Origin of the sequence: Xanthomonas sp. DAR 34887 (assembly GCF_041245805.1) — a bacterium.
GTDB classification, from domain to species: Bacteria; Pseudomonadota; Gammaproteobacteria; order Xanthomonadales; family Xanthomonadaceae; genus Xanthomonas_A; species Xanthomonas_A tesorieronis.
Genome location: NZ_CP162490.1, coordinates 2,925,324 through 2,944,457 on the forward strand (window position 1 = coordinate 2,925,324; position 19,134 = coordinate 2,944,457).

At 67.4% G+C, this 19,134-nt stretch carries 15 protein-coding genes and 2 tRNA genes; 13 read left to right on the plus strand and 4 right to left on the minus strand.

All coding sequences use genetic code 11. The features are described from left to right. Positions 1-98: 98 nt before the first annotated feature. From AB3X08_RS12395 to AB3X08_RS12440, 10 genes are all read left to right on the plus strand, one after another. A complete protein-coding gene (locus tag AB3X08_RS12395; protein ID WP_087943489.1) occupies positions 99-674 on the plus strand; it encodes a glycine cleavage system protein R in 576 nt (191 codons plus the stop codon). 61 nt (positions 675-735) lie between these two features. Then, the gene (locus AB3X08_RS12400) at positions 736-1,215 is read left to right on the plus strand and encodes a peroxiredoxin (RefSeq protein ID WP_009604221.1); all 480 of its coding nucleotides are present in this window, start codon (positions 736-738) and stop codon (positions 1,213-1,215) included. An 84-nt stretch (positions 1,216-1,299) separates the two neighbouring features. Next, complete coding sequence (locus tag AB3X08_RS12405; protein WP_369932905.1) at positions 1,300-2,700, plus strand: PhoH family protein; 1,401 nt, start codon at positions 1,300-1,302, stop codon at positions 2,698-2,700. Beyond that, positions 2,697-3,191 (plus strand): hypothetical protein, encoded by a 495-nt coding sequence (locus tag AB3X08_RS12410; RefSeq protein ID WP_369932907.1) that lies wholly within the window; start codon positions 2,697-2,699, stop codon positions 3,189-3,191. Before AB3X08_RS12405 ends, AB3X08_RS12410 begins: the two co-directional genes overlap by 4 nt. Positions 3,192-3,260: 69 nt before the next feature. Next, entirely contained in the window at positions 3,261-3,929 is a 669-nt protein-coding gene (locus AB3X08_RS12415) for a YoaK family protein (RefSeq protein WP_369932909.1), read from the plus strand. Positions 3,930-3,972: 43 nt separating this feature from the next. Further along, a complete protein-coding gene (gene thiD, locus AB3X08_RS12420; protein WP_369932910.1) occupies positions 3,973-4,782 on the plus strand; it encodes a bifunctional hydroxymethylpyrimidine kinase/phosphomethylpyrimidine kinase in 810 nt (269 codons plus the stop codon). Continuing rightward, on the plus strand, positions 4,779-5,615 hold the full coding sequence (locus tag AB3X08_RS12425; RefSeq protein ID WP_369932912.1) for an alpha/beta fold hydrolase: 837 nt from the start codon (positions 4,779-4,781) through the stop codon (positions 5,613-5,615). Before thiD ends, AB3X08_RS12425 begins: the two co-directional genes overlap by 4 nt. Before the next feature lie 63 nt (positions 5,616-5,678). After that, positions 5,679-5,755 (plus strand) — tRNA-Arg (locus AB3X08_RS12430). A 160-nt stretch (positions 5,756-5,915) separates the two neighbouring features. After that, positions 5,916-5,992 (plus strand) — tRNA-Arg (locus AB3X08_RS12435). 397 nt (positions 5,993-6,389) lie between these two features. Continuing rightward, positions 6,390-8,996, plus strand: a complete 2,607-nt coding sequence (locus AB3X08_RS12440; RefSeq protein ID WP_369932914.1) for a glycosyl hydrolase 115 family protein — start codon at positions 6,390-6,392, stop codon at positions 8,994-8,996. Positions 8,997-9,281: 285 nt separating this feature from the next. Here the strand turns inward: AB3X08_RS12440 and AB3X08_RS12445 are convergent, their stop codons facing one another. Together AB3X08_RS12445 and AB3X08_RS12450 are read right to left on the minus strand one after the other, a co-directional pair. Next, positions 9,282-10,271: a DedA family protein/thiosulfate sulfurtransferase GlpE gene (locus tag AB3X08_RS12445; protein ID WP_369932915.1), complete on the minus strand. Its 990-nt coding sequence runs from the start codon at positions 10,269-10,271 to the stop codon at positions 9,282-9,284. A gap of 105 nt (positions 10,272-10,376) precedes the next feature. Then, on the minus strand, positions 10,377-11,303 hold the full coding sequence (locus AB3X08_RS12450; protein WP_369932916.1) for a LysR substrate-binding domain-containing protein: 927 nt from the start codon (positions 11,301-11,303) through the stop codon (positions 10,377-10,379). 162 nt (positions 11,304-11,465) lie between these two features. Here AB3X08_RS12450 and AB3X08_RS12455 point away from each other — a divergent pair, with 162 nt between their 5' ends. The 3 genes from AB3X08_RS12455 (at position 11,466) to AB3X08_RS12465 (ending at position 14,941) form a co-directional block, all read left to right on the plus strand. Next, a complete protein-coding gene (locus tag AB3X08_RS12455) occupies positions 11,466-12,167 on the plus strand; it encodes a pirin family protein (RefSeq protein ID WP_369932918.1) in 702 nt (233 codons plus the stop codon). Positions 12,168-12,450: 283 nt separating this feature from the next. Next, positions 12,451-14,589: a glycogen debranching protein GlgX gene (glgX, locus tag AB3X08_RS12460; protein WP_369932919.1), complete on the plus strand. Its 2,139-nt coding sequence runs from the start codon at positions 12,451-12,453 to the stop codon at positions 14,587-14,589. A 181-nt stretch (positions 14,590-14,770) separates the two neighbouring features. Next, on the plus strand, positions 14,771-14,941 hold the full coding sequence (locus AB3X08_RS12465; protein ID WP_369932920.1) for a CsbD family protein: 171 nt from the start codon (positions 14,771-14,773) through the stop codon (positions 14,939-14,941). Positions 14,942-15,063: 122 nt separating this feature from the next. On the opposite strand, the gene AB3X08_RS12470 is transcribed toward AB3X08_RS12465, so the two are convergent. Then, entirely contained in the window at positions 15,064-15,879 is an 816-nt protein-coding gene (locus AB3X08_RS12470) for a 4'-phosphopantetheinyl transferase family protein (protein ID WP_369932922.1), read from the minus strand. A 180-nt stretch (positions 15,880-16,059) separates the two neighbouring features. Beyond that, complete coding sequence (locus AB3X08_RS12475) at positions 16,060-19,113, minus strand: efflux RND transporter permease subunit (protein ID WP_369932924.1); 3,054 nt, start codon at positions 19,111-19,113, stop codon at positions 16,060-16,062. Between the last annotated feature and the right edge of the window lie 21 nt (positions 19,114-19,134).

Genomic DNA, 19,134 nt, shown 5'->3' on the forward strand with positions numbered 1-19,134 from the left:
CCCGCATGTTACTTGCGGCCCGAAAGCGCGGGCAAGTATGCTGCATACTGCACCGAGCGACCGCCCGGACGCCGTTCAGCCTTACGCAATCCTACGCAATGCCGGAAGCCCCTTTGACCGACACCACGCCCCGGCCCGCGCCGACCGAAAACCACCTCCTGATCAACGCCTACACGACGCATCCGGAGTCGCCGCTGTTGCCGGTGACGCGGCGTATCGCCGACAGCGGCTGCAATCTGGTCGATGCGCGCCTGGCCACGGTCGGCCGCGACGTGTCGGTGACCGCGCTGGCGACCGGCTCGTGGGATTCGGTCGCCAAGCTCGAAGCCATGCTGACCCGGCTCGACCGCGAGGAAGGCATGAAGCTGGTGTGGTACCGCACCGGCGCCAAGCAGGCGCAATCCAACCTGCTGCCCTACATCGTCGAGGTCATCGCCGCCGACAAGCCGGGCATCCTGTTCCAGCTGGCCGACTTCTTCGACCGCCAGGGCATCACCATCGAGAACCTGCAGAGCACCCGCTACCGGGCGATGCAGACCGGCGCGGAGATGTTCTCGGCGCAGGTGACGATCGGGGTGCCGGCGAACATGCACATCGCCGCGCTGCGCGACGACTTCCTCGAGTTCTGCGACCACCTGAACCTGGACGCGATCATGGACCCGATGAAGTTCTGATCCGCGCTGGACATCGGCGCAGTCGAACGCAGATGATGGCGATGCACGCGGAGGACACCCCATGAAGGACGGCGACACCCTGGACCGCACCACGCTGGCATTGCCGCTGGCGTTGTCCGGCGGCGCCAGCGCCACGCTTGGCGATTACGCCGGCCGCTGGCTGGTGCTGTATTTCTATCCGAAGGACAGCACCCCCGGCTGCACCACCGAGGGCATCGACTTCAACGCGCTGCTGCCGCAGTTCGAGCAGGCCAACGCCGCCGTGCTCGGCGTCTCGCGCGATTCGCTGAAGTCGCACGACAATTTCTGCGCCAAGCAGGGCTTCCGTTTCCCGCTGGTCAGCGACGCCGACGAGGCCCTGTGCCGCGCGTTCGACGTGATCAAGGAAAAGAACATGTACGGCCGCCAGGTGCTCGGCATCGAGCGCAGCACCTTCCTGATCTCGCCTTCGGGCCGGCTGCTGCGCAGCTGGCGCAAGGTCAAGGTTCCCGGCCACGCCCAGGCCGTGTTCGACGCGCTGCAGGCCGCCGCCCAGCAGTGATCATTCGCGTTTCCCGCACGCCGCATCCCCCTGCCCCGCGCAGGCGGTGATGGTCTTTCCCTGCTCCATTCCCAGGAATCCACGATGACCCGAGGCAAGCGCATCTACGTGCTGGATACCAACGTGCTGATGCACGACCCGACCGCGCTGTTCAAGTTCGAGGAACACGACGTGTTCCTGCCGATGCAGGTGATCGAGGAGCTGGACAACGCCAAGAAGGGCATGTCCGAAGTCAGCCGCAACGCGCGCCAGGTCAGCCGTTTCCTCAACGAGCTGATCGAGGGCGCCGGCGCCGAGCAGATCGAGTCGGGCATCCCGCTGAGCCATCCGCAGGGCATCCAGCTCAAGAGCAGCGGCAGCATCGGCCGGCTGTACTTCCAGACCCGCCCGGTCGAGCCCGGGCGCAGCTTCGGCACGGTGGCGCCGGACAACAAGATCCTGGCCGCGGTGCTGGCGCTGCGCGAGGACGGCCCGGAAACGCCGGTGATCCTGGTGTCCAAGGACATCAACCTGCGGATCAAGGCGGCGATCAGCGGCCTGACCGCCGAGGATTACGAGAACGACCGCGCACTCGACGATTTCAGCCTGCTGTACACCGGCGCGATCGAGCTGCCGGAGGATTTCTGGCAGAAGCACAACCAGGACCTGCGCAGCTGGAGCGACAAGGGCCGCACCTGCTACGAGATCGCGCTGGCCGACGACGAGGACTGGTATCCGAACCAATACCTGTACCTGCCGGGCGACGACGAAGTGGAACTGCGCGTGGTCAAGGTCAACGGCGAGCGCAAGGCGACGCTGGCGCTGGTCGACGATTTCCGCAGCGGCCAGCACGCGGTGTGGGGCATCGCCGCGCGCAACCGCGAGCAGAACTTCGCGCTCAACGCGCTGATGGATCCGGAGATCGACTTCGTCACCCTGCTCGGCACCGCCGGCACCGGCAAGACCCTGCTGGCGCTGGCGGCGGGACTGGCGCAGACCATGGACCAGCAGCGCTACCGCGAGATCATCATGACCCGCGCCACGGTCAGCGTCGGCGAGGACATCGGTTTCCTGCCCGGGACCGAGGAAGAGAAGATGACGCCGTGGATGGGCGCGCTGACCGACAACCTGGAAGTGCTGACCCACAACCAGGAAGGCGGCGCCTGGGGCCGCGCGGCGACCAACGACCTGCTCGCCAGCCGGATCAAGATCCGCTCGATGAACTTCATGCGCGGACGCACTTTCCTGTCGCGCTACCTGATCCTGGACGAAGCGCAGAACCTGACCCCGAAGCAGATGAAGACGCTGATCACCCGTGCCGGCCCCGGCACCAAGATCGTGTGCCTGGGCAACGTCGAGCAGATCGACACCCCGTACCTGACCGAGACCACCTCCGGCCTGACCTACGCGGTGGACCGGTTCAAGGCCTGGCCGCACAGCGCGCACATCACCCTGCGCCGCGGCGAGCGCTCGCGCCTGGCCGACTACGCCTCGGAGGTGCTGTGAACGCCGCCGGCGCATGCCGCCTCGGCGGCGCGGCGCTGGCCCTGGCCCTGCTCGGCGCGTGCGCCACCACGCGCGGGCCGGCCAGCGTGCCGACCGCGATCAAGGCCGGGCAGTCGTGGATCGTCACCCGCAACAGCACCGCCGCGCAGGTGCTCGACACCTGCTCGCGCGACAGCCCCGCGCGCCAGGAAGGCGCGGTGAGCGGCTACTGGGCGCCGAGCGTGGAGCAGATCGCGCAGCTGGAAACCCGGCTGGCGCAACTGCAGCCCGCGATCGCCGATCCGGGCAGCTACGACCGCCAGTACGTCGGCATCGTCTACCGCGGCAAGCAAGCGATCTACGTCAACGCGTTCAAGCCGCGCGACGACAGCGAGCTGGATCCCAGCGTCGATGCGGTGCGCGTGTGCGGCGGCGGCGGCAGCTTCTGGGGCGCGGTGTTCGATCCGGACAGCGGCACGTTCTCCGAGATCGCCGTCAACGGCGCGAAGTAGGCCGCGACGCATGCGCCGCCCGCCCTCGCCCAGCCCGTCGCGCGCCGCGCGGCGGCGGTGCCGCGGCGCATGAACTTCGAGCTGCCGCGCTGGGCCTGGGCGTTCGCCGGCGCGCTGGCCTGCGTCGCCGGCATGGTCAACGTGGTCGGCTATCTGGGCTTCGAGCACCAGGCAGTGACCCATCTGACCGGCACCACCACCTTGCTGGGCGCGGCGCTGGCCGAGGGCGACATGCGCGTGATCGGCCATCTGCTCGGCGTGGTGCTGGCCTTCCTCGGCGGCGCCGTGCTCAGCGGCATCGTGATCCAGGACAGCCGGCTGCGCCTGGGCCGCCGCTACGGCGTGGCGCTGGCCCTGGAAGCCGCATTGCTGCTGGCGGCGATGCAGGCATTCAAGCAGCAGCAGATCCTCGGCGCGCTGCTCGCCGCCACCGCCTGCGGCCTGCAGAACGCGATGACCACCACCTACAGCGGCGCGGTCGTGCGTACCACTCACCTGACCGGCATGTTCACCGACCTGGGCATCGGCCTGGGCCAGGCCTTGCGCGGCCTGCCGCTGCCGCGCCGGCGCATTCGCCTGAGCCTGCTGATCATCGGCGGCTTCCTGCTCGGCGGCGTGCTCGGCGCCCTGGCCTATCGCCACATCGGCTTCGATGCGCTGCTGGTGCCGGCGCTGCTGACCGGCCTGGTCGGCATCACCTACACGCTGCAGGCCCACTACCGCCGCCAGCAACGCTGAGCCCGCGGTCGCCAAGCGGCAGCTGGCGCTGCACAATCGGCGCATGAGCGAACCCACTGTCGTCTCCGCACTGAGCATCGCCGGCACAGACTCGGGCGGCGGCGCCGGCATCCAGGCCGACCTGAAGACCTTCGCCGCGCACCGCGTGCACGGCCTGTCGGCGGTGGCCGCGCTGACCGCGCAGCACACCCGCGGGGTCGACGCCGTGCACGTGCCGCCGCTGGACTTCGTGCGCGCGCAGATCGATGCCTGCTTCGCCGATTTCGACATCGCCGCGGTCAAGCTCGGCATGCTCGCCAATGCCGCGGTGATCCACCTGGTCGCCGATGCGCTGGAGCACCACCGTCCGCCGTTCGTGGTGCTGGACCCGGTGATGGTCGCCACCAGCGGCGCCAAACTGCTCGAGGACGATGCGCTGGATGCGTTGCGCCGCCGCCTGCTGCCGCTGGCCACGCTGGTCACGCCGAACACGCCGGAAGCGCAGCTGCTGTTGGGCCGCGCGATCGAGAACGCCGACGATGCCGAACACGCCACCGCCGCGCTGCTCGAGGCCGGCGCGCAGGCCGTGCTGCTCAAGGGCGGCCACATGGACGAAGGCCATCGGGTCATCGACCGCTACGACGACGGCGTCAGCCGCAGCGAATTCAGCCATGCGCGGCTGCCGCTGCACGCGCACGGCACCGGCTGCACCCTGGCCTCGGCGATCGCCGCGCAACTGTGCCAGGGGCTGGCGCTGCCGGTGGCCTGCGAGGCGGCGATCGACTATGTCGCCCGCGCGCTGCAGGGCGGCTACCGCCCCGGCCGCAGCGAGGTGGTGGTGCTGGACCACTTCGGCGCCGCGCGCCACGCATGAGCACGCAGACGCCGGCGAGCGAGACGCTGCCGGCCAGCGCCGGCGATGGCCACCGCTGGACGCTGCTCGCACGCATTCCCGCGACGCCGCGCCAGACGCTGCTGTGGCTGCCAGCGCTGGGCGTGGCCGCGCGCCACTACCTACCGTTCGCCGAAGCGCTGGCCGCGCAGGGCGTGGCGGTGTTCCTGCACGAATGGCGCGGCAACGGCAGCAGCACGCTGCGCCCGTCGCGCACGCAGGACTGGGGGTATCGGCAACTGCTGTGCGAGGACCTGCCGGCCAGCCACGCGGCGATCGCGCAGCACGGCGCGCTGCCGCCGCTCATCGGCGGCCACAGCCTCGGCGGACAGATCGCCTGCTGCTACGCCGCGCTGCATCCGCAAGCCTTTTCCCAGCTGTGGCTGGTCGCCAGCGGCACGCCGTACTGGCGCCGGTTCGCCGCGCCGCGCCGGTATCTGTTGCCGTTGGCGTATCGCTTCCTGCCGTGGCTGGCCCGGCGCCAGGGCGTGCTGCAGGGGCGCAGGCTCGGCTTCGGCGGGACCGAAGCGCGTTCGCTGATCGCGGACTGGGCGCGGGTGGGCCTGAGCGATCGCTATGCGGTCGCAGGCATGACAGCGGACCTGGAAATGCTGCTGGCGCAGCTGAGCGCACCGGTGCGCGGCGTGCTGCTGCAGGACGACTGGATGGCGCCGGACACCTCGCTGCGCGCCCTGCTGCGCAAGATGGCGCTGCGCTCGCTGGACGCGGCGCAGCTGGGCGCCGCGGCCGACCATTTCGCGTGGATGAAGCGGCCGGCAGCCGTGGCGCAGGCCCTGCTCGGCAGCGCGGACTGAATTTTTTCCACGAAGGGCATTGACGGGTCCGGCGGACTCGGTAATAATTCCGCTCCTGACGACGCGCCCGTAGCTCAGTTGGATAGAGTACCTGGCTACGAACCAGGCGGTCGGGAGTTCGAATCTCTCCGGGCGCACCAGTCAGATGAAAAACGACAAACCCGGTTTGTCGTTTTTTTTTGCGTGTTCGCCAGCGCTTTGCGGGCATGCACGCGCACCATCGCGCAGCCCGGCGACGCATCGGCGCACGCCGCTGTAGACGAATCGGCAGAACTCGGGAATAATCCCGCGCCTGACCACGCGCCCGTAGCTCAGTTGGATAGAGTACCTGGCTACGAACCAGGCGGTCGGGAGTTCGAATCTCTCCGGGCGCACCAGTCAGATGAAAAACGACAAGCCTGCGCTTGTCGTTTTTTTTGCGCGTCCGCCAGGCGTTTACGCCTCGCCACATGCGGCGCAGGGCCTGCATGGGCGAATCGAGGGAACACGGAAATGCGCTCGCAGTCGCTGCCACCGTTCCCGTTGGCCGATTGCCTGCACAGGCCGGATTTGGCCAGATTCCGACGGGCATCGCCCCGCAATGATTGCGCTAACATCGGCTGGTCGCGGCGCATGCGCCGATCGGATTCGGCCGGTATTCCCGCGTCGCTTGAGGTCGCGGCCGACGCGACTGGGACTGGCGGCATTCGCCCACTGCAGCATGGTGCGGAAACCGACACCACTCATGGAGACCAGCGGGGAAAACGCATGGCGAATGTTTTGCAAGCGAGCAAGATGCGCAGGCCGGCCCGGCACGCGATCACCACCCCACGCGCGATCGTCGCCACCCTGCTGCTGATGGCATTCGGTTCGCCAGCGATGGCCTGCGACGATCCGGTCAGCGTATGCGCGGCCGCACGAACGGGCAGTTTCGCCCTGATCGAGCGCAACGTTCCTGCCGACGTGTATGTCGACGCCGGCGCCGATCCAGCGGTGCGCCATGCAGCCGCGAGCTTGCGCGAGGACCTGGAGCGCGTCAGCGGGCATTCGCCATCCGCACCGGCCACGCTGACTGAAGCGCATGGCCCGACCGTGATCCTGGGCGTGCTGGGCAAGAGTCCGCTCATCGACGGGCTGGTGAAGCGCGGCACGCTCAAACTCGGCGACCTGGCCGGCGAGTGGGAAGGCTTTCGCCAGATCGTGGTCGACCGGCCCACGCCGACCATCGCGCGCGCCCTGCTGATCGTCGGTGCCGATCGCCGCGGCGCGGTCTACGGCGCCTACGACCTTTCCGAACGGATCGGCGTCTCGCCGTGGGTCTGGTGGGCCGACGTGCCGGTGACCCGCAAGCCCGCGCTCTATCTCACCGCAGGCACCCGCGGCGACCACCCGCGCGTGAAGTACCGCGGCTTCTTCATCAACGACGAGGATCCGGCGTTCAGCGGCTGGGCGAAGGCCAAGTTCGGCGGCATCAACGCCAAGGCCTATGCGCACGTGTTCGAGTTGATGCTGCGGCTGAAGGGCAACTACCTGTGGCCGGCGATGTGGGCACCCAGGGCGTTCAACGACGACGACCCGAACAACAAGGTGCTGGCCGACGCGATGGGCGTGGTGATGGGCAGCTCCCATCACGAGCCGATGACCCGGGCCCAGGACGAATGGCATCGCCATACCGATCAAGGCATCACCGGTGGCCGCTGGGACTACGCCAGCAACGCCGAAAATCTGCGCGCGTTCTGGCGCGGCGGCATCGAACGGATGATGTCCAAGGGCGACGGCGTCGGCTACGAAAGCCTGATCACCGTGGGCATGCGCGGCGATGGCGACGAGCCGATGGCCGAGGGCGCGGCGACCCAGTTGCTCGAACAGGTGGTCAAGGACCAGCGCGCCATCATCGCCGAGGTCACCGGCAAGCCGGCACAGCAGACCCCGCAGGTCTGGGCGCTGTACAAGGAAGTGCTCGACTATTACGACCACGGCATGCGCGTGCCCGACGACGTGACCCTGCTGTTCTCCGACGACAACTGGGGACAGATCCGGCGGCTGCCGGTTCCCGGCAAGGACCGCCTCGATCGCGCCGGCGGGTACGGCGTGTACTACCACTTCGACTATGTCGGCGTGCCGCGCAACTACAAGTGGATCAACACCAACCAGGTCGCCAAGGTCTGGCAGCAGATGGATCTGGCCTATCGGCGCGGCGCCAGCAATCTCTGGATCGTCAACGTGGGCGACATCAAGCCGATGGAATACCCGCTGTCGTTCTTCATGCGCATGGCCTGGAACCCCGAGGCGATGACGCCCGACGCGCTGCAGGCGTTCCCGCGCCAATGGGCGAGCGCCACCTTCGGCGACGCGCTTGGTCTCGACATCGGCCAGGTGCTCACCACCTACGCAACCTACGCTTCGCGCCGCAAACCCGAATTGATCGACTACGACAGCTTCGCCCTCGGCCAGGGCCTTGGGCCGGTTCTGGACGGCGGCGAATTCGGTGCACTGGTCGACCAGTGGCGGGCGCTGGCGAAGAAGGTGGAAACGATCAAGGCGCGCCTGCGCCCCGACCAGCAGGACGCGTATTTCCAGCTCGTCGAGCATCCGGTGCTGGCACTCTCCAATCTCTACGAGATGTATTACGCCACGGCCTGGAATCGCAGGCTCGCCGCGCACAACGACGCGCGCGCCAATCACTTCGCCGACATCGTCGAGGCGACATTCAAGCGCGATGCCGAACTGACCGCGCGTTATCACGCGCTTGGCGGCGGCAAGTGGGCCGGCATGATGAATCAGGTCCATATGAGCTACGTGATCTGGAACGATCCGACCCAGCAGACCATGCCCAGCATCGTCCGCGTGTCGGCAGACACCCCGCCGGACAAATTGGCGGCGAACATCGTTTTCGGCCGCCCCGACAAGACGCCAGCGCAGGCCGGGACGATCCAGGCGAGCAAATTCGACAGCGCCGCGCAGGGCGCGGGATTGGCCTGGAAGACGATCCCCGACCTAGGCCGCGACGGCGCCGTCATCGCCTGGCCACAAGGACGACCGGCAACATCGCCGGCCGACCGGATGTGGCTCGGCTACAACGTTGCGTTGCCCAGCGCCGGAACCGCGCGCGCGCGCATTCGACTGGCGCCGACCCTGGACACGCTGGGCACGCAGGGCGTGCGGCTCGGCGTATCGCTGGACGACGGCGACGTGCAGATCCTGACGTCGTCGCTGTCCGCGACCGGCGGTGGCGCCGTGACGCCCGGACAGAAGGCCTGGTACAAAGCCGTGATCGACAATGCGCAGACGCTCGAACACACCTTCGCCAATGTCGCGGCGGGGCCTCACACGCTAAAGATCTGGCGGATCGACGACAACGTGATCCTCGAGCAGGTGGCCTTGGAAACGGCCTCGCCATAATCCGCCGTACAGCGGTGGCCCGCGACGCCGAGCGCCAGACTCGCGACCGACGCTCGCAGGCACTGTCTGGATCGGGGCTCCCTCCCCCGTGGCGTCGGCGATTGTCCGAACCTGCGCATCGGCGCCGCGTGGCGGGCGATATCGATGCTGTCCGGCGTGCACCCAGACCGCAAGCCTCGCATGCGCCCGAAGGAATCCGCGTCGGCGCGCCAGCCGGATGAACGTCACGCCTGCGCCTGCGCGCTGCCTGGCGCTATGTCCCGCCCCGGCACAGGCGTCGCATCTTCATGCCGCGATCTTGCCGTCGATACCGGCCACCTGCGCCGCTGCGCCGTCCTGCAGTTCGATCACCGCATAGCCTGCCGCACGCCACGCGTCCAGCCCGCCGCGCAGCGGCACCACGTCCTCGTAGTGACGCTGGCGCAGGCGCGTGGCCAGCACCGCCGCCGACACCTCGTTCGGACAGGCGCAGTAGATGACGATCTTGCGATCGCGCGGCAACGCCTCGACGATGGCCTCGACATCGCGATCGTCCACCTCCAGCGCGCCGGGAATCGCATACGGCTCGAGCGTGCGATACCCCGGCGCCCGGATGTCCAGCAGCACCGGCACCGCCTCGCCCTGCATCAACGCGTACAGTTCGTCGACGTCGATGCGCAAGGTTTCCATCGACTTCAGCAGCGCATGCCGGCGCCAGGCCCGATAGCCGATATAGAGCACCAGCAGGCCGGCCAGCAGCAGCACCGCACGCGTGCCGAGCAGGCTCAGCCAGTCCAGCACGTCCTGCACCTGGTCGGCGAACGCCAGGCCCAGCAGCAGCCCGCAGCCGGCCCACAGCGCCGCACCCAGCGCGTCGTAGCGCAGGAACGCGCCCGGCCGCACCCGCATCGCCCCCGCCATCGGCACCGACACCATCGACAGGCCGGGCACGAACTTGGCCACCGCCAGCACGCGCACGCCCCAGCGGGTGTAGAAGCGCTCGGTCTGCTTCATGCAGGTATCGCGCGACAGCGACAGGCGGCACAGCGATTGCAGCGTGCGGTTGCCGTAACGGCGGCCGGCACCGAACCAGACCAGGTCGCCGATCAGGCTGGCCACGATCGAGACCGACAACGCGGCCAGCAGGCTGCTCCACACCGCACTGCCATCGAGCAGCGCATAGGTCGCGCCGACCAGGATCAGGGTCGGCAGCGCCGGCACCGGCAGCCCCAGCGACAACGCCAGCACGTTGACGAAGACCAGGCCCAGGCCGTAACGCGCGATCAGTTCCTGCATGGCCGTGCCTGCGCCTGGGGGAGAAAGGGATGCGCCATTATCCTCCCGACGCCGACGCCCGGCGCGCGCGATGGCGCATCACCAGCGGAACAGACCCGCCCACGCTCAGTCCAATCGCGCCTGCAGCCGCGCCAGCCACGCCTCGAACACCCCGGGCTGGCGCATGCGCGCACGCCACCAGGCCAGCGCCGCCCCTTCCTCGCCGCTGCGCCACGCCAACTGGAACACCTCGTCCGGCTTCGGCTCCTCGACCTGCTTGCGCAGCAGCGCGCCGCGCGCCAGCGCCGCGCGCGCGTAGGGTTCGGGCAGGAAACCGAAGCCCAGCCCGGCCACCTGCAGCAGATACTTGCTGCGCATGTCCGGCACGGTCAGCGCATCCTGGCCGAACAGCAGCCCGACCGTGCGCGGCAGCAGCCGCCGCGCCGAATCGGCGACCGCGATCGCGCGATGCTCGGCCAGCTGGCTGCGGCCGAGCGGCTCGGCCGCCTGCGCCAGCGGATGGCTGTGCGCCACCACGAACACGAACGGCAGCGTGCCCAAGGCTTCGGCCACATAGCCGCCACCGCTGGGCCCCTCCCCGGCCGCGCCGACCAGCAGGTCCACGCGCCGGTCCAGCAACGCCTCCCAGGTGCCGGACAGCGACTCCTGCACGATCCGCAGCCGGGTCCGGTCGGCGACCGCATAGAACGCGGCGATGTCCTCGGCCAGGCAGTCCGGCGCGAACACCGAATCCAGGCCCAGCGCGAACTCGGTCTCCCAGCCGGAGGCGACGCGCCGCACCCGCAGCTCCAGATCGCCGGCCGCACGCAGCAGATGCCGGCCCTCGCGCAGCAACTCGGCCCCGGCCGCGGTGAGCGCCACCTTCGGCCCCAGGCGTTCGAACAGCTGCACGCCCATGTCCTGCTCCAGCTTGGCCACCGTGTAGGAAATCGTCGACGGCACCTTGTGCAAGGCCTTGCCGGCGGCGGAGAACGAGCCGCGGCGGTCGATGGCATCGACGATCTGCAAGGCGTCCAGACTGATCTTGAGCATTTTCGAATTTTTCGATGATAGATGCCGAATCTATCCGTTTTTCAAACCACGGGACAGCGCGGATACTCTCCCTCACCGCAAGGCGGCGACGAAATCGAGCAGATATCGCGACCGCCCTGCCTATCGATCCACTTGCACATACCGCCACTACAGGAGCTTCCCATGTTGCAGATCCGCCCCAGCGATACCCGCGGCCGCGCCGAGCACGGCTGGCTGTCCTCGCGCCACACTTTCTCCTTCGGCCACTACCACGACCCGCGCCACATGGGCTTCGGGCCGTTGCGGGTGATCAACGAGGACCGGGTGCAGCCGGGCCAGGGCTTCGGCACCCATGCGCACCGCGACATGGAGATCCTGTCCTACGTGCTCGACGGCGCGCTGGAGCACAAGGACAGCATGGGCAACGGCTCGGTGCTGCGCTATGGGGACGTGCAGCGCATGAGCGCCGGTTCCGGGGTCACCCACAGCGAGTTCAACCACTCCGCCAGCGAGCCGGTGCACTTCCTGCAGATCTGGCTGATGCCGGAACGCGCCGGGATCGAACCGGGCTACGAGGAAAAACACTTCGCTCCGGAGACCAAGCGCGGCCAGCTGCGCCTGATCGCCGCGCCGCAGGGCGAGGACGGCGCGGTGCGGATCCACCAGGATGCGCGCATCTATGCGGCGATCCTGGACGGCGCCGAGCGCATCGCCTACCCGCTGGCCAGCGGGCGCGGCGCCTACGTGCAGGTCATCCGCGGTTCGCTGACGCTCAATGGCCAGGCGCTGAAGGCCGGCGATGCGGCGCAGATCGTCGACGAGGCCGAGCTGCACTTCGCCGATGCGCAGGACACGGAATTCCTGTTGTTCGACCTGCCGCGCTGAGCCGCTGCGCCACCTCGAGCGCCGCCGCAGCATAGGCGGCGCCCGAAGAACCCGCCAGATGGCGGGTTCTTCGCGTTGGCGTGGCGGATACGGTTCGGCCATGCGGGGTCGCCGCGTTCCATGCGTCCGCGCCCTCCATCCGAGCGACACCGCACTCGAATTCGGCGTCATGCGGCGCGCTCCTCACGCGCCCCTCGGAATGCCATGACGCGTCCTGCACGGCACCCGCGTCAATGCTGCGCTCTTCCCCCACGCCGGCATGCCGGCCAAGAGCCCTCCCCCGATGCGACATCCCGCCAGCGCCGTCTACGCCACTCCCTCACGCATCCGCCAAGGGCGCCCCTTTCCCCGCGGCGCCGTGTTCGATGGCAAGGGCACCAACTTCGCCCTGTTTTCGGCGCACGCCACGCGCGTGGAGCTGTGCCTGTTCGACGAATCCGGCACGGAAACGCGACTGGACCTGCCCGAGTACACCAACGAGATCTGGCACGGCTACCTGCCCGACGCAAAGCCCGGCCAGCGCTATGGCTACCGCGTGCACGGCCCGTATGCGCCCAGCGAAGGCCATCGCTTCAATCCCAACAAGCTGCTGCTCGACCCCTATGCCCGCGAAATCGAGGGCGACCTGGTCTGGGCGGACGAACTCTACGGCTACACCGTCGGCCACCCGGACGGCGACCTCAGTTTCGACGAGCGCGACAGCGCGCCGTTCATGCCCAAGTGCGTGGTGGTCGAGGACACGTACGACTGGGGCAACGACGCGCGCCTGCTGACCCCATGGAGCGAGACGCTGATCTACGAGACCCATGTGCGCGGCTACACCATGCGCCACCCGCAGGTGCCGCAGGAACTGCGCGGCACCTGCGCCGGACTGGCCCAGGAACCGGTGCTGCGCTACATCAAGGAGCTGGGCGTGAGCGCGGTGGAACTGCTGCCGGTGCACGCCTATCTCGACGACCAGCACCTGCTCGACAAGGACCTGCGCAATTACTGGGGCTACAACACCCTGGGCTTCTTCGCGATCAAGTCGCGCTACCTGGCCAGCGGCCATCGCGACGAGTTCCGCGACATGGTCAAGGCCATGCACCGCCAGGGCCTGGAAGTCATCCTCGACGTGGTCTACAACCACACCGCCGAAGGCAGCGAACTCGGCCCGACCCTGTCGTTCCGCGGCATCGACAACGCCAGCTATTACCGTCTGGCCGAGGACAAGCGCTATTACATCAACGATACCGGCACCGGCAACACGCTGAACCTGAGCAATTCGCGGGTGATCCAGTTCGTCAACGACTCGCTGCGCTACTGGGCCGGCGAGATGCACGTGGACGGCTTCCGCTTCGATCTGGCCACCATCCTCGGCCGCGAACCCACCGGCTTCGACCAGCGCGGCGGCTTCCTGGATGCGTGCAACCAGGACCCGCTGCTGTCGGAAGTGAAACTGATCGCCGAGCCCTGGGACTGCGGCCCGGGCGGCTACCAGGTCGGCCACTTCCCGCCGGGCTGGTCGGAGTGGAACGACAAGTTCCGCGACAACGCCCGCGCCTTCTGGAAGGGCGACGACGGCATGCTGGCCGAGTTCGCGACCCGCTTCACCGGCTCGGCCGACCTGTTCGATCGCCGCGGCCGCCGCCCGTGGGCCTCGGTCAACTTCATCACCGCGCACGACGGCTTCACCCTGCGCGACCTGGTCAGCTACAACGAAAAGCACAACGAGGCCAACGGCGAGGACAACCGCGACGGCTCCAACAACGACGGCTCCTGCAACTACGGTGCGGAAGGCGGCACCGACGATGCCGAGATCCTGCAGATCCGCGAGCGGCAGAGCAAGAACCTGCTGGCCACGCTGCTGCTGGCGCAAGGCACGCCGATGCTGCTGGCCGGCGACGAGCGCGCGCAGACCCAGGGCGGCAACAACAACACCTACTGCCAGGACAACGAGATCACCTGGCTGGACTGGGACAACGACCTCACCGAGGGCCGCCTGACCGCCTTCGTGAAAGCGCTGAGCGCGTTGCGCAAGCGCTATCCGATCCTGACCCGCGGGCGCTTCCTCAACGGCCAGTACAACGAAGAAGCCGGCCTGCGCGACCTCACCTGGCTCAATCCCGGCGGCACGGAGATGGAAGACGCGCATTGGACCGATGCCGGCGCTCGCTCGGTCGGACTGCTGCTGGAGGGCAAGGCGCAGACCTCCGGGGTCAAGGAACTGGCCAACGACGACACCTTGCTGATCGTCATCAACGCCTACCACGAAGGGGTGGACTTCACCCTGCCCTCGTCGGAGGAGGAACTGCACTGGAAGCTGGTGCTTTCCACCGACGATGCATTGCAGATCGACAGCATGCCCGCAGGCGCCAGCGCCTTCCTGGCGCCGCCGCGCAGCATCAGTGTGTTTGAATGCCAGGCGCCGCAACCCCAGTGATCGGACGCGCCAAACGCATGCGGCATCCCCCGGCTGTCGCATGCGAGGTGTCGTCGCCAGGGACAGCACGGCGCGCACAGGCTCCCGCGTTGGATGGCGGGATCTTCACTCCGGGCATACCGCGCTGCGCGCAGCTTGGCGATGCCCGCTCAAGGGTGCTCATTTCTACGTGGAGTCAACGATGGACAAGAATCGCACTGAAGGCGCCAAGAACCAGGTCAAGGGCAGCGTCAAGGAAGTCGTCGGCAAGGTCACCAGCAACAAGCTGAAGGAAGTCGAAGGCAAACTTCAGAAGGGCGCCGGCAAGGTCCAAAGCGAAGTCGGCAAGGCGCGGGACAACGCCCGCAGCTGAAGACCGGCGCAACACGCCCGACCGTTTCCAAAGCACGACACGGCACTGCCGGAGCGATACGTCAGAGACGCGTAGCAGCGGCCTATTCGGTACGGATAGGCCGCTCGCCTCTGCCGGGTCTCTCACGAGGCCTTCAGAAGTTCCAGATCGAGCACCGCATGCGCGCCCGCTGGAATCCAGCGCCGGATGATCACACGAGGGATCCGCTCATTGCCGACATCGGCGCAAAGCGCCAACAAATGATCGCGCGTGGGCCGGTACTGCCAGAAACGCCATCGATCCACATCGTGATCCAGGACCGGATCGGCCACCAATCGTACCGACCCTCCACCCGCCAGCTGGAAACCGAACTTGTCCAGCGGGATGGACATCCCCAGACCGCGCGCCTTGGCGTAGGACTCCTTGAACGTCCAGTACTCGAAGAAGCGATCCTGCTGTTGATCGGGGGGAATGCGCGCGAGGTCGGCGATCTCCTCTGGCGCGAAATTGCCGTTCGCCACGCCCATGGACACCTGTCGTACCGCGAGGTGTTCGACATCCACGCCCACTGCGCGACGCGCGGTAACGGCCATGGCGATCAGCCCTCGCGTATGCGAGATATTGAAAGACAGGCCGCATGCGCCAATACCGTGGAGCTCCGCGATGCGTGGACGCCCGAAGCCATCCTTGAGAAAGCGCCAGTTCTTCGGCAGCACATCCACGTATTCGGACAACACCGTGCGCGCCATGCCACGGGTGACGAGGTAGCGCTTGCGGTCGTCCTCGAGCAGGAACCGCACCTGCTGCCTGCGCTCATCCGCGTTCAACACCGGCAACATTTCCGCGAGCGCGTCTTCAGCGATATCGTCATAGAACGCGAGCCAGACATCGATACCCGGCTCGGCGACGCCTGGCGGCACGTCCGCTTCGCATCGGCGCGCGCATTCGCCTTCCGTCATGACCCCAGGTCTCGCACGCCGCCAGGTACGAGCAGCGATGCCATGTGAGGAAGACCATCGAGGCAAATCGAGAAGCGGGCGGCACCGGAGCGTCCCACACCGATCGCGTCGCGGCAATGGCGATCGCTCAAGCCAGCCTTGTCCCCTCCCCCATCCGATCGCCGCTCGCCGTCCACCCCGTCACGCCGCATTCGGCACGATCGCCTGCGCCTTGGGACCGAACTTCCGGGCGAGCCACAATTCGACGTCGTGGACGAAACTGAAGAGCACCGGGACGAGGATCAGGCTGAGCACGGTCGAGGAAATCAGGCCGCCAATTACCGCGATGGCCATCGGCGCGCGGAACGCGGAGTCCAGCGAGACGCCGAATGCCAGCGGCAGCATGCCCGCGGTCATCGCCACCGAGGTCATCACGATCGGGCGCGCGCGGGCGCGGCACGCCAGCATGATCGCGTCGAATCTCGGCACCCCTTCGCGGATGTTCTCCAGCATGGCGTCCACGAGCAGGATCGAGTTCTTATCGGCGATGCCCATCAGCATCAGCATGCCGAGCAAGGCCGGCAGGCTCAGCTCCATTCCGGTCGCGAACAGCAGCAAGAACGCGCCGCCGATCGACAGCGGCAATGCCAACATTCGCGCCAGCGGCTGCAACCAGTCGCGATACAGCAGGACCTGGATCGCGTAGACCAGGAACAGGCCGGTACCGAGCGCCTTCAGAAAACTGACCATCAATTCGTTCACGAACTCGGCATCTCCGGTATTGAGCACGCGCACGCCCGGCGGCAGATGCTTGATCGACGGCAAGGCATTGACCGCCGCCATCGCAGTGCCGAGGGCGACGCCGTCGAGATTGGCCTGCAGATCGATGCGGCGCTCGCGGTCGTAACGCTCGATCGTGGCCGGCCCCTTGCCGAACCGCAGCGTGGCCACCGATGCCAGCGGCACGCTGTCGCCAGCGGCCGTGCGCAGCTTGAGGTTCTGCAAGATGCCCAGATCGGTGCCGTATTCGCGTGGCAGGCGCACCCGCACCGGAATTTCCCGGCTCATGTAATTGAACTTGGACAGACGCGGAATATCGTCGCCGATCGTCGAGGTGCTGACCGCTTCGCCGACCTGCTCCGCGGTGATGCCGAACTCGGCCGACTTGAGCGGGTCCATCTGCACGACGATTTCCGGCTGCTCCTGGCCGACGCTGGTGTCCACGCCGATCAACCCGGGAATCTTCTGCATGTCGCGCTTGACCGCATCGGCCGCGCGGGTGAGCGCGCGATCGTCGTCGCTGACCAGCGCGATCGATACGTCCTTTCGACCCGACAGGCTGTCGAAACCGACCCGCATGTCGGCCAGCTTGGCGATCTCCGGATAGACGCGCGTGGTGAATTCGCGCTCGCTGATGTCGCGCTTGGCCGGGGGAACCAGCTTGACGTAGATCCGCGACTTGTTGACCGCGCCGTCGGCGCCGCCGGACAGGGTGAGCACGTATTCGACCTCGGCATGCTTGCTCACCACCGCGGCGACTTGCTGCGCCGCCTGATCGGTCTGCTCGATGGTGCTGCCGCGCGGAACTTCCAGCGTGATGCTGGAGACGGAGTAATCGTCGTACGGCATGAAACCGAGCGGCAACAGCGGCACCAGCCCGAACGAAGCGACCACGCCGAGCAGCGCCATCACCAGCGTCTTGATGCGGTGCTTGAGCGTCCAGCGAACGATCGCGAGATAGCGGAGCATCAGAGCCCCGTCCTGCGGATGATCCGTGGTCGGCACTTTCATCAGTCGCGACGCCAACATGGGCGTCAGCAGGCGCGCCACCATCAGCGAGAAGAACGCGGCGACCGCCACGGTCAGACCGAACTGGCGGAAGTACAGGCCCGGCAGCCCGCCCATGAAACTCACCGGAATGAACACGACGCAGATCACCAGAGTCGTCGCGATCACCGACAGGCCGATCTCTTCGGAGGCTTCGATCGCCGCCTGCATGACCGATTTTCCGGAGCGCATGTGCCGGTCGATATTCTCGACCTCGACGATCGCATCGTCGACGAGCACGCCGGTGACCAGGGTGATGGCCAGCAGGCTGATCATGTTCAGACTGAAATCCAGCCATTGCATGACCAGGAACGTGGGGATAATCGACAGCGGGATCGTGAGCGCCGCGATCAAGGTGGCGCGCCGATTGCGCAGGAACCAGAACACCACCAGCACGGTCAGAATCGCGCCCTCTAGGAAGTTGAACATCGTCGCGCGATAGCCGATCTCGACGAAGTCGATATCCGAGAAGGCCACACGGAATTTCACCCCACCCGTCTTCGACAACGCGTCCAGGCGCTCGCGCACCGCCTTGGCGACCGAGACCTCGCTGACAGCGGGATCCTTGTAGACCATGAAGGTGACCGCCGGGCGGCCATTGACCTTGGTGATGTTGCGCACTTCCGACGGGCCGTAGGAAACGACACCGATGTCCGACAGCTTCACCTTGCGTCCGCCCGGCACCGCGATGCGCGTACCCGCCAAGGCGTCCAGACTGTCGGCGCGGCCGATCGTGCGCAGCGCGTACTCGGTCGCGCCGAGGGTCAAGCGCCCGCCCGGCGAGTTGACATTGCTGGCCACCATTTGCTGGCTGACGTCGGCGGCGCTGATTCCGAGCGACGCCAAGGTCGCCGGGTCCAGCACGATGGAAATTTCCTGATCGCTGCCGCCGCTGCGGTCCACGCGCGATACGCCTTTGACCGTCAGCAGCTCGCGTGCGACCGTCTGATCGACGAAGCGGCTCAGGTCTTCCATCGGCATTTCCGGCGCTTCGGCGATATAGATGCCGACCGGCCGGCCAGTATCGCTGGCGCGGCGTACGATGGGCTCGCGTACCGTCGCCGGCAGATTCTGCCGGATCGCGGCCACCGCGTTGCGTACGTCGTTGGTCGCGCGATCGACGCCGACATCGAGGTTGAATTCGATCTGCGTCGACGACTGGCCTTCCGTCACCGTCGATACGATGCGCTTGATGCCCGGGATCGACGCCACCGCATCCTCGACCTTCTGCGTCGTCTCGGTCTCCATCTCGGTAGGGGTCGCGCCGGGTTGCAGAATCAGCACGTCGACCACCGGCGTGACCACGTTCGGCATCGCGGTGATCGGCAACTGAATGAAGGCGACGATGCCCGCCAGCGTGAGCATGACGAACAACAGGATCGGCGGCACCGGATTGCGGATCGCCCAGGTCGAGAAGCCGAAGTTCATTTCGAAAGATCTCTATCCAAT

Excerpts from the sequence above, each read along its gene's own strand:
- AB3X08_RS12465 (WP_369932920.1), top strand. The coding sequence starts at position 14,771 with ATGGACAAGAATCGCACTGAAGGCGCCAAGAACCAGGTCAAGGGCAGC.
- AB3X08_RS12415 (WP_369932909.1), top strand. The coding sequence starts at position 3,261 with ATGAACTTCGAGCTGCCGCGCTGGGCCTGGGCGTTCGCCGGCGCGCTG.
- AB3X08_RS12425 (WP_369932912.1), top strand. The coding sequence starts at position 4,779 with ATGAGCACGCAGACGCCGGCGAGCGAGACGCTGCCGGCCAGCGCCGGC.
- AB3X08_RS12440 (WP_369932914.1), top strand. The coding sequence starts at position 6,390 with ATGCGCAGGCCGGCCCGGCACGCGATCACCACCCCACGCGCGATCGTC.
- AB3X08_RS12475 (WP_369932924.1), bottom strand. The coding sequence starts at position 19,113 with ATGAACTTCGGCTTCTCGACCTGGGCGATCCGCAATCCGGTGCCGCCG.
- AB3X08_RS12395 (WP_087943489.1), top strand. The coding sequence starts at position 99 with ATGCCGGAAGCCCCTTTGACCGACACCACGCCCCGGCCCGCGCCGACC.
- thiD (WP_369932910.1), top strand. The coding sequence starts at position 3,973 with ATGAGCGAACCCACTGTCGTCTCCGCACTGAGCATCGCCGGCACAGAC.
- AB3X08_RS12400 (WP_009604221.1), top strand. The coding sequence starts at position 736 with ATGAAGGACGGCGACACCCTGGACCGCACCACGCTGGCATTGCCGCTG.
- AB3X08_RS12450 (WP_369932916.1), bottom strand. The coding sequence starts at position 11,303 with ATGCTCAAGATCAGTCTGGACGCCTTGCAGATCGTCGATGCCATCGAC.
- AB3X08_RS12455 (WP_369932918.1), top strand. The coding sequence starts at position 11,466 with ATGTTGCAGATCCGCCCCAGCGATACCCGCGGCCGCGCCGAGCACGGC.
- AB3X08_RS12405 (WP_369932905.1), top strand. The coding sequence starts at position 1,300 with ATGACCCGAGGCAAGCGCATCTACGTGCTGGATACCAACGTGCTGATG.
- AB3X08_RS12470 (WP_369932922.1), bottom strand. The coding sequence starts at position 15,879 with ATGACGGAAGGCGAATGCGCGCGCCGATGCGAAGCGGACGTGCCGCCA.
- AB3X08_RS12445 (WP_369932915.1), bottom strand. The coding sequence starts at position 10,271 with ATGCAGGAACTGATCGCGCGTTACGGCCTGGGCCTGGTCTTCGTCAAC.
- glgX (WP_369932919.1), top strand. The coding sequence starts at position 12,451 with ATGCGACATCCCGCCAGCGCCGTCTACGCCACTCCCTCACGCATCCGC.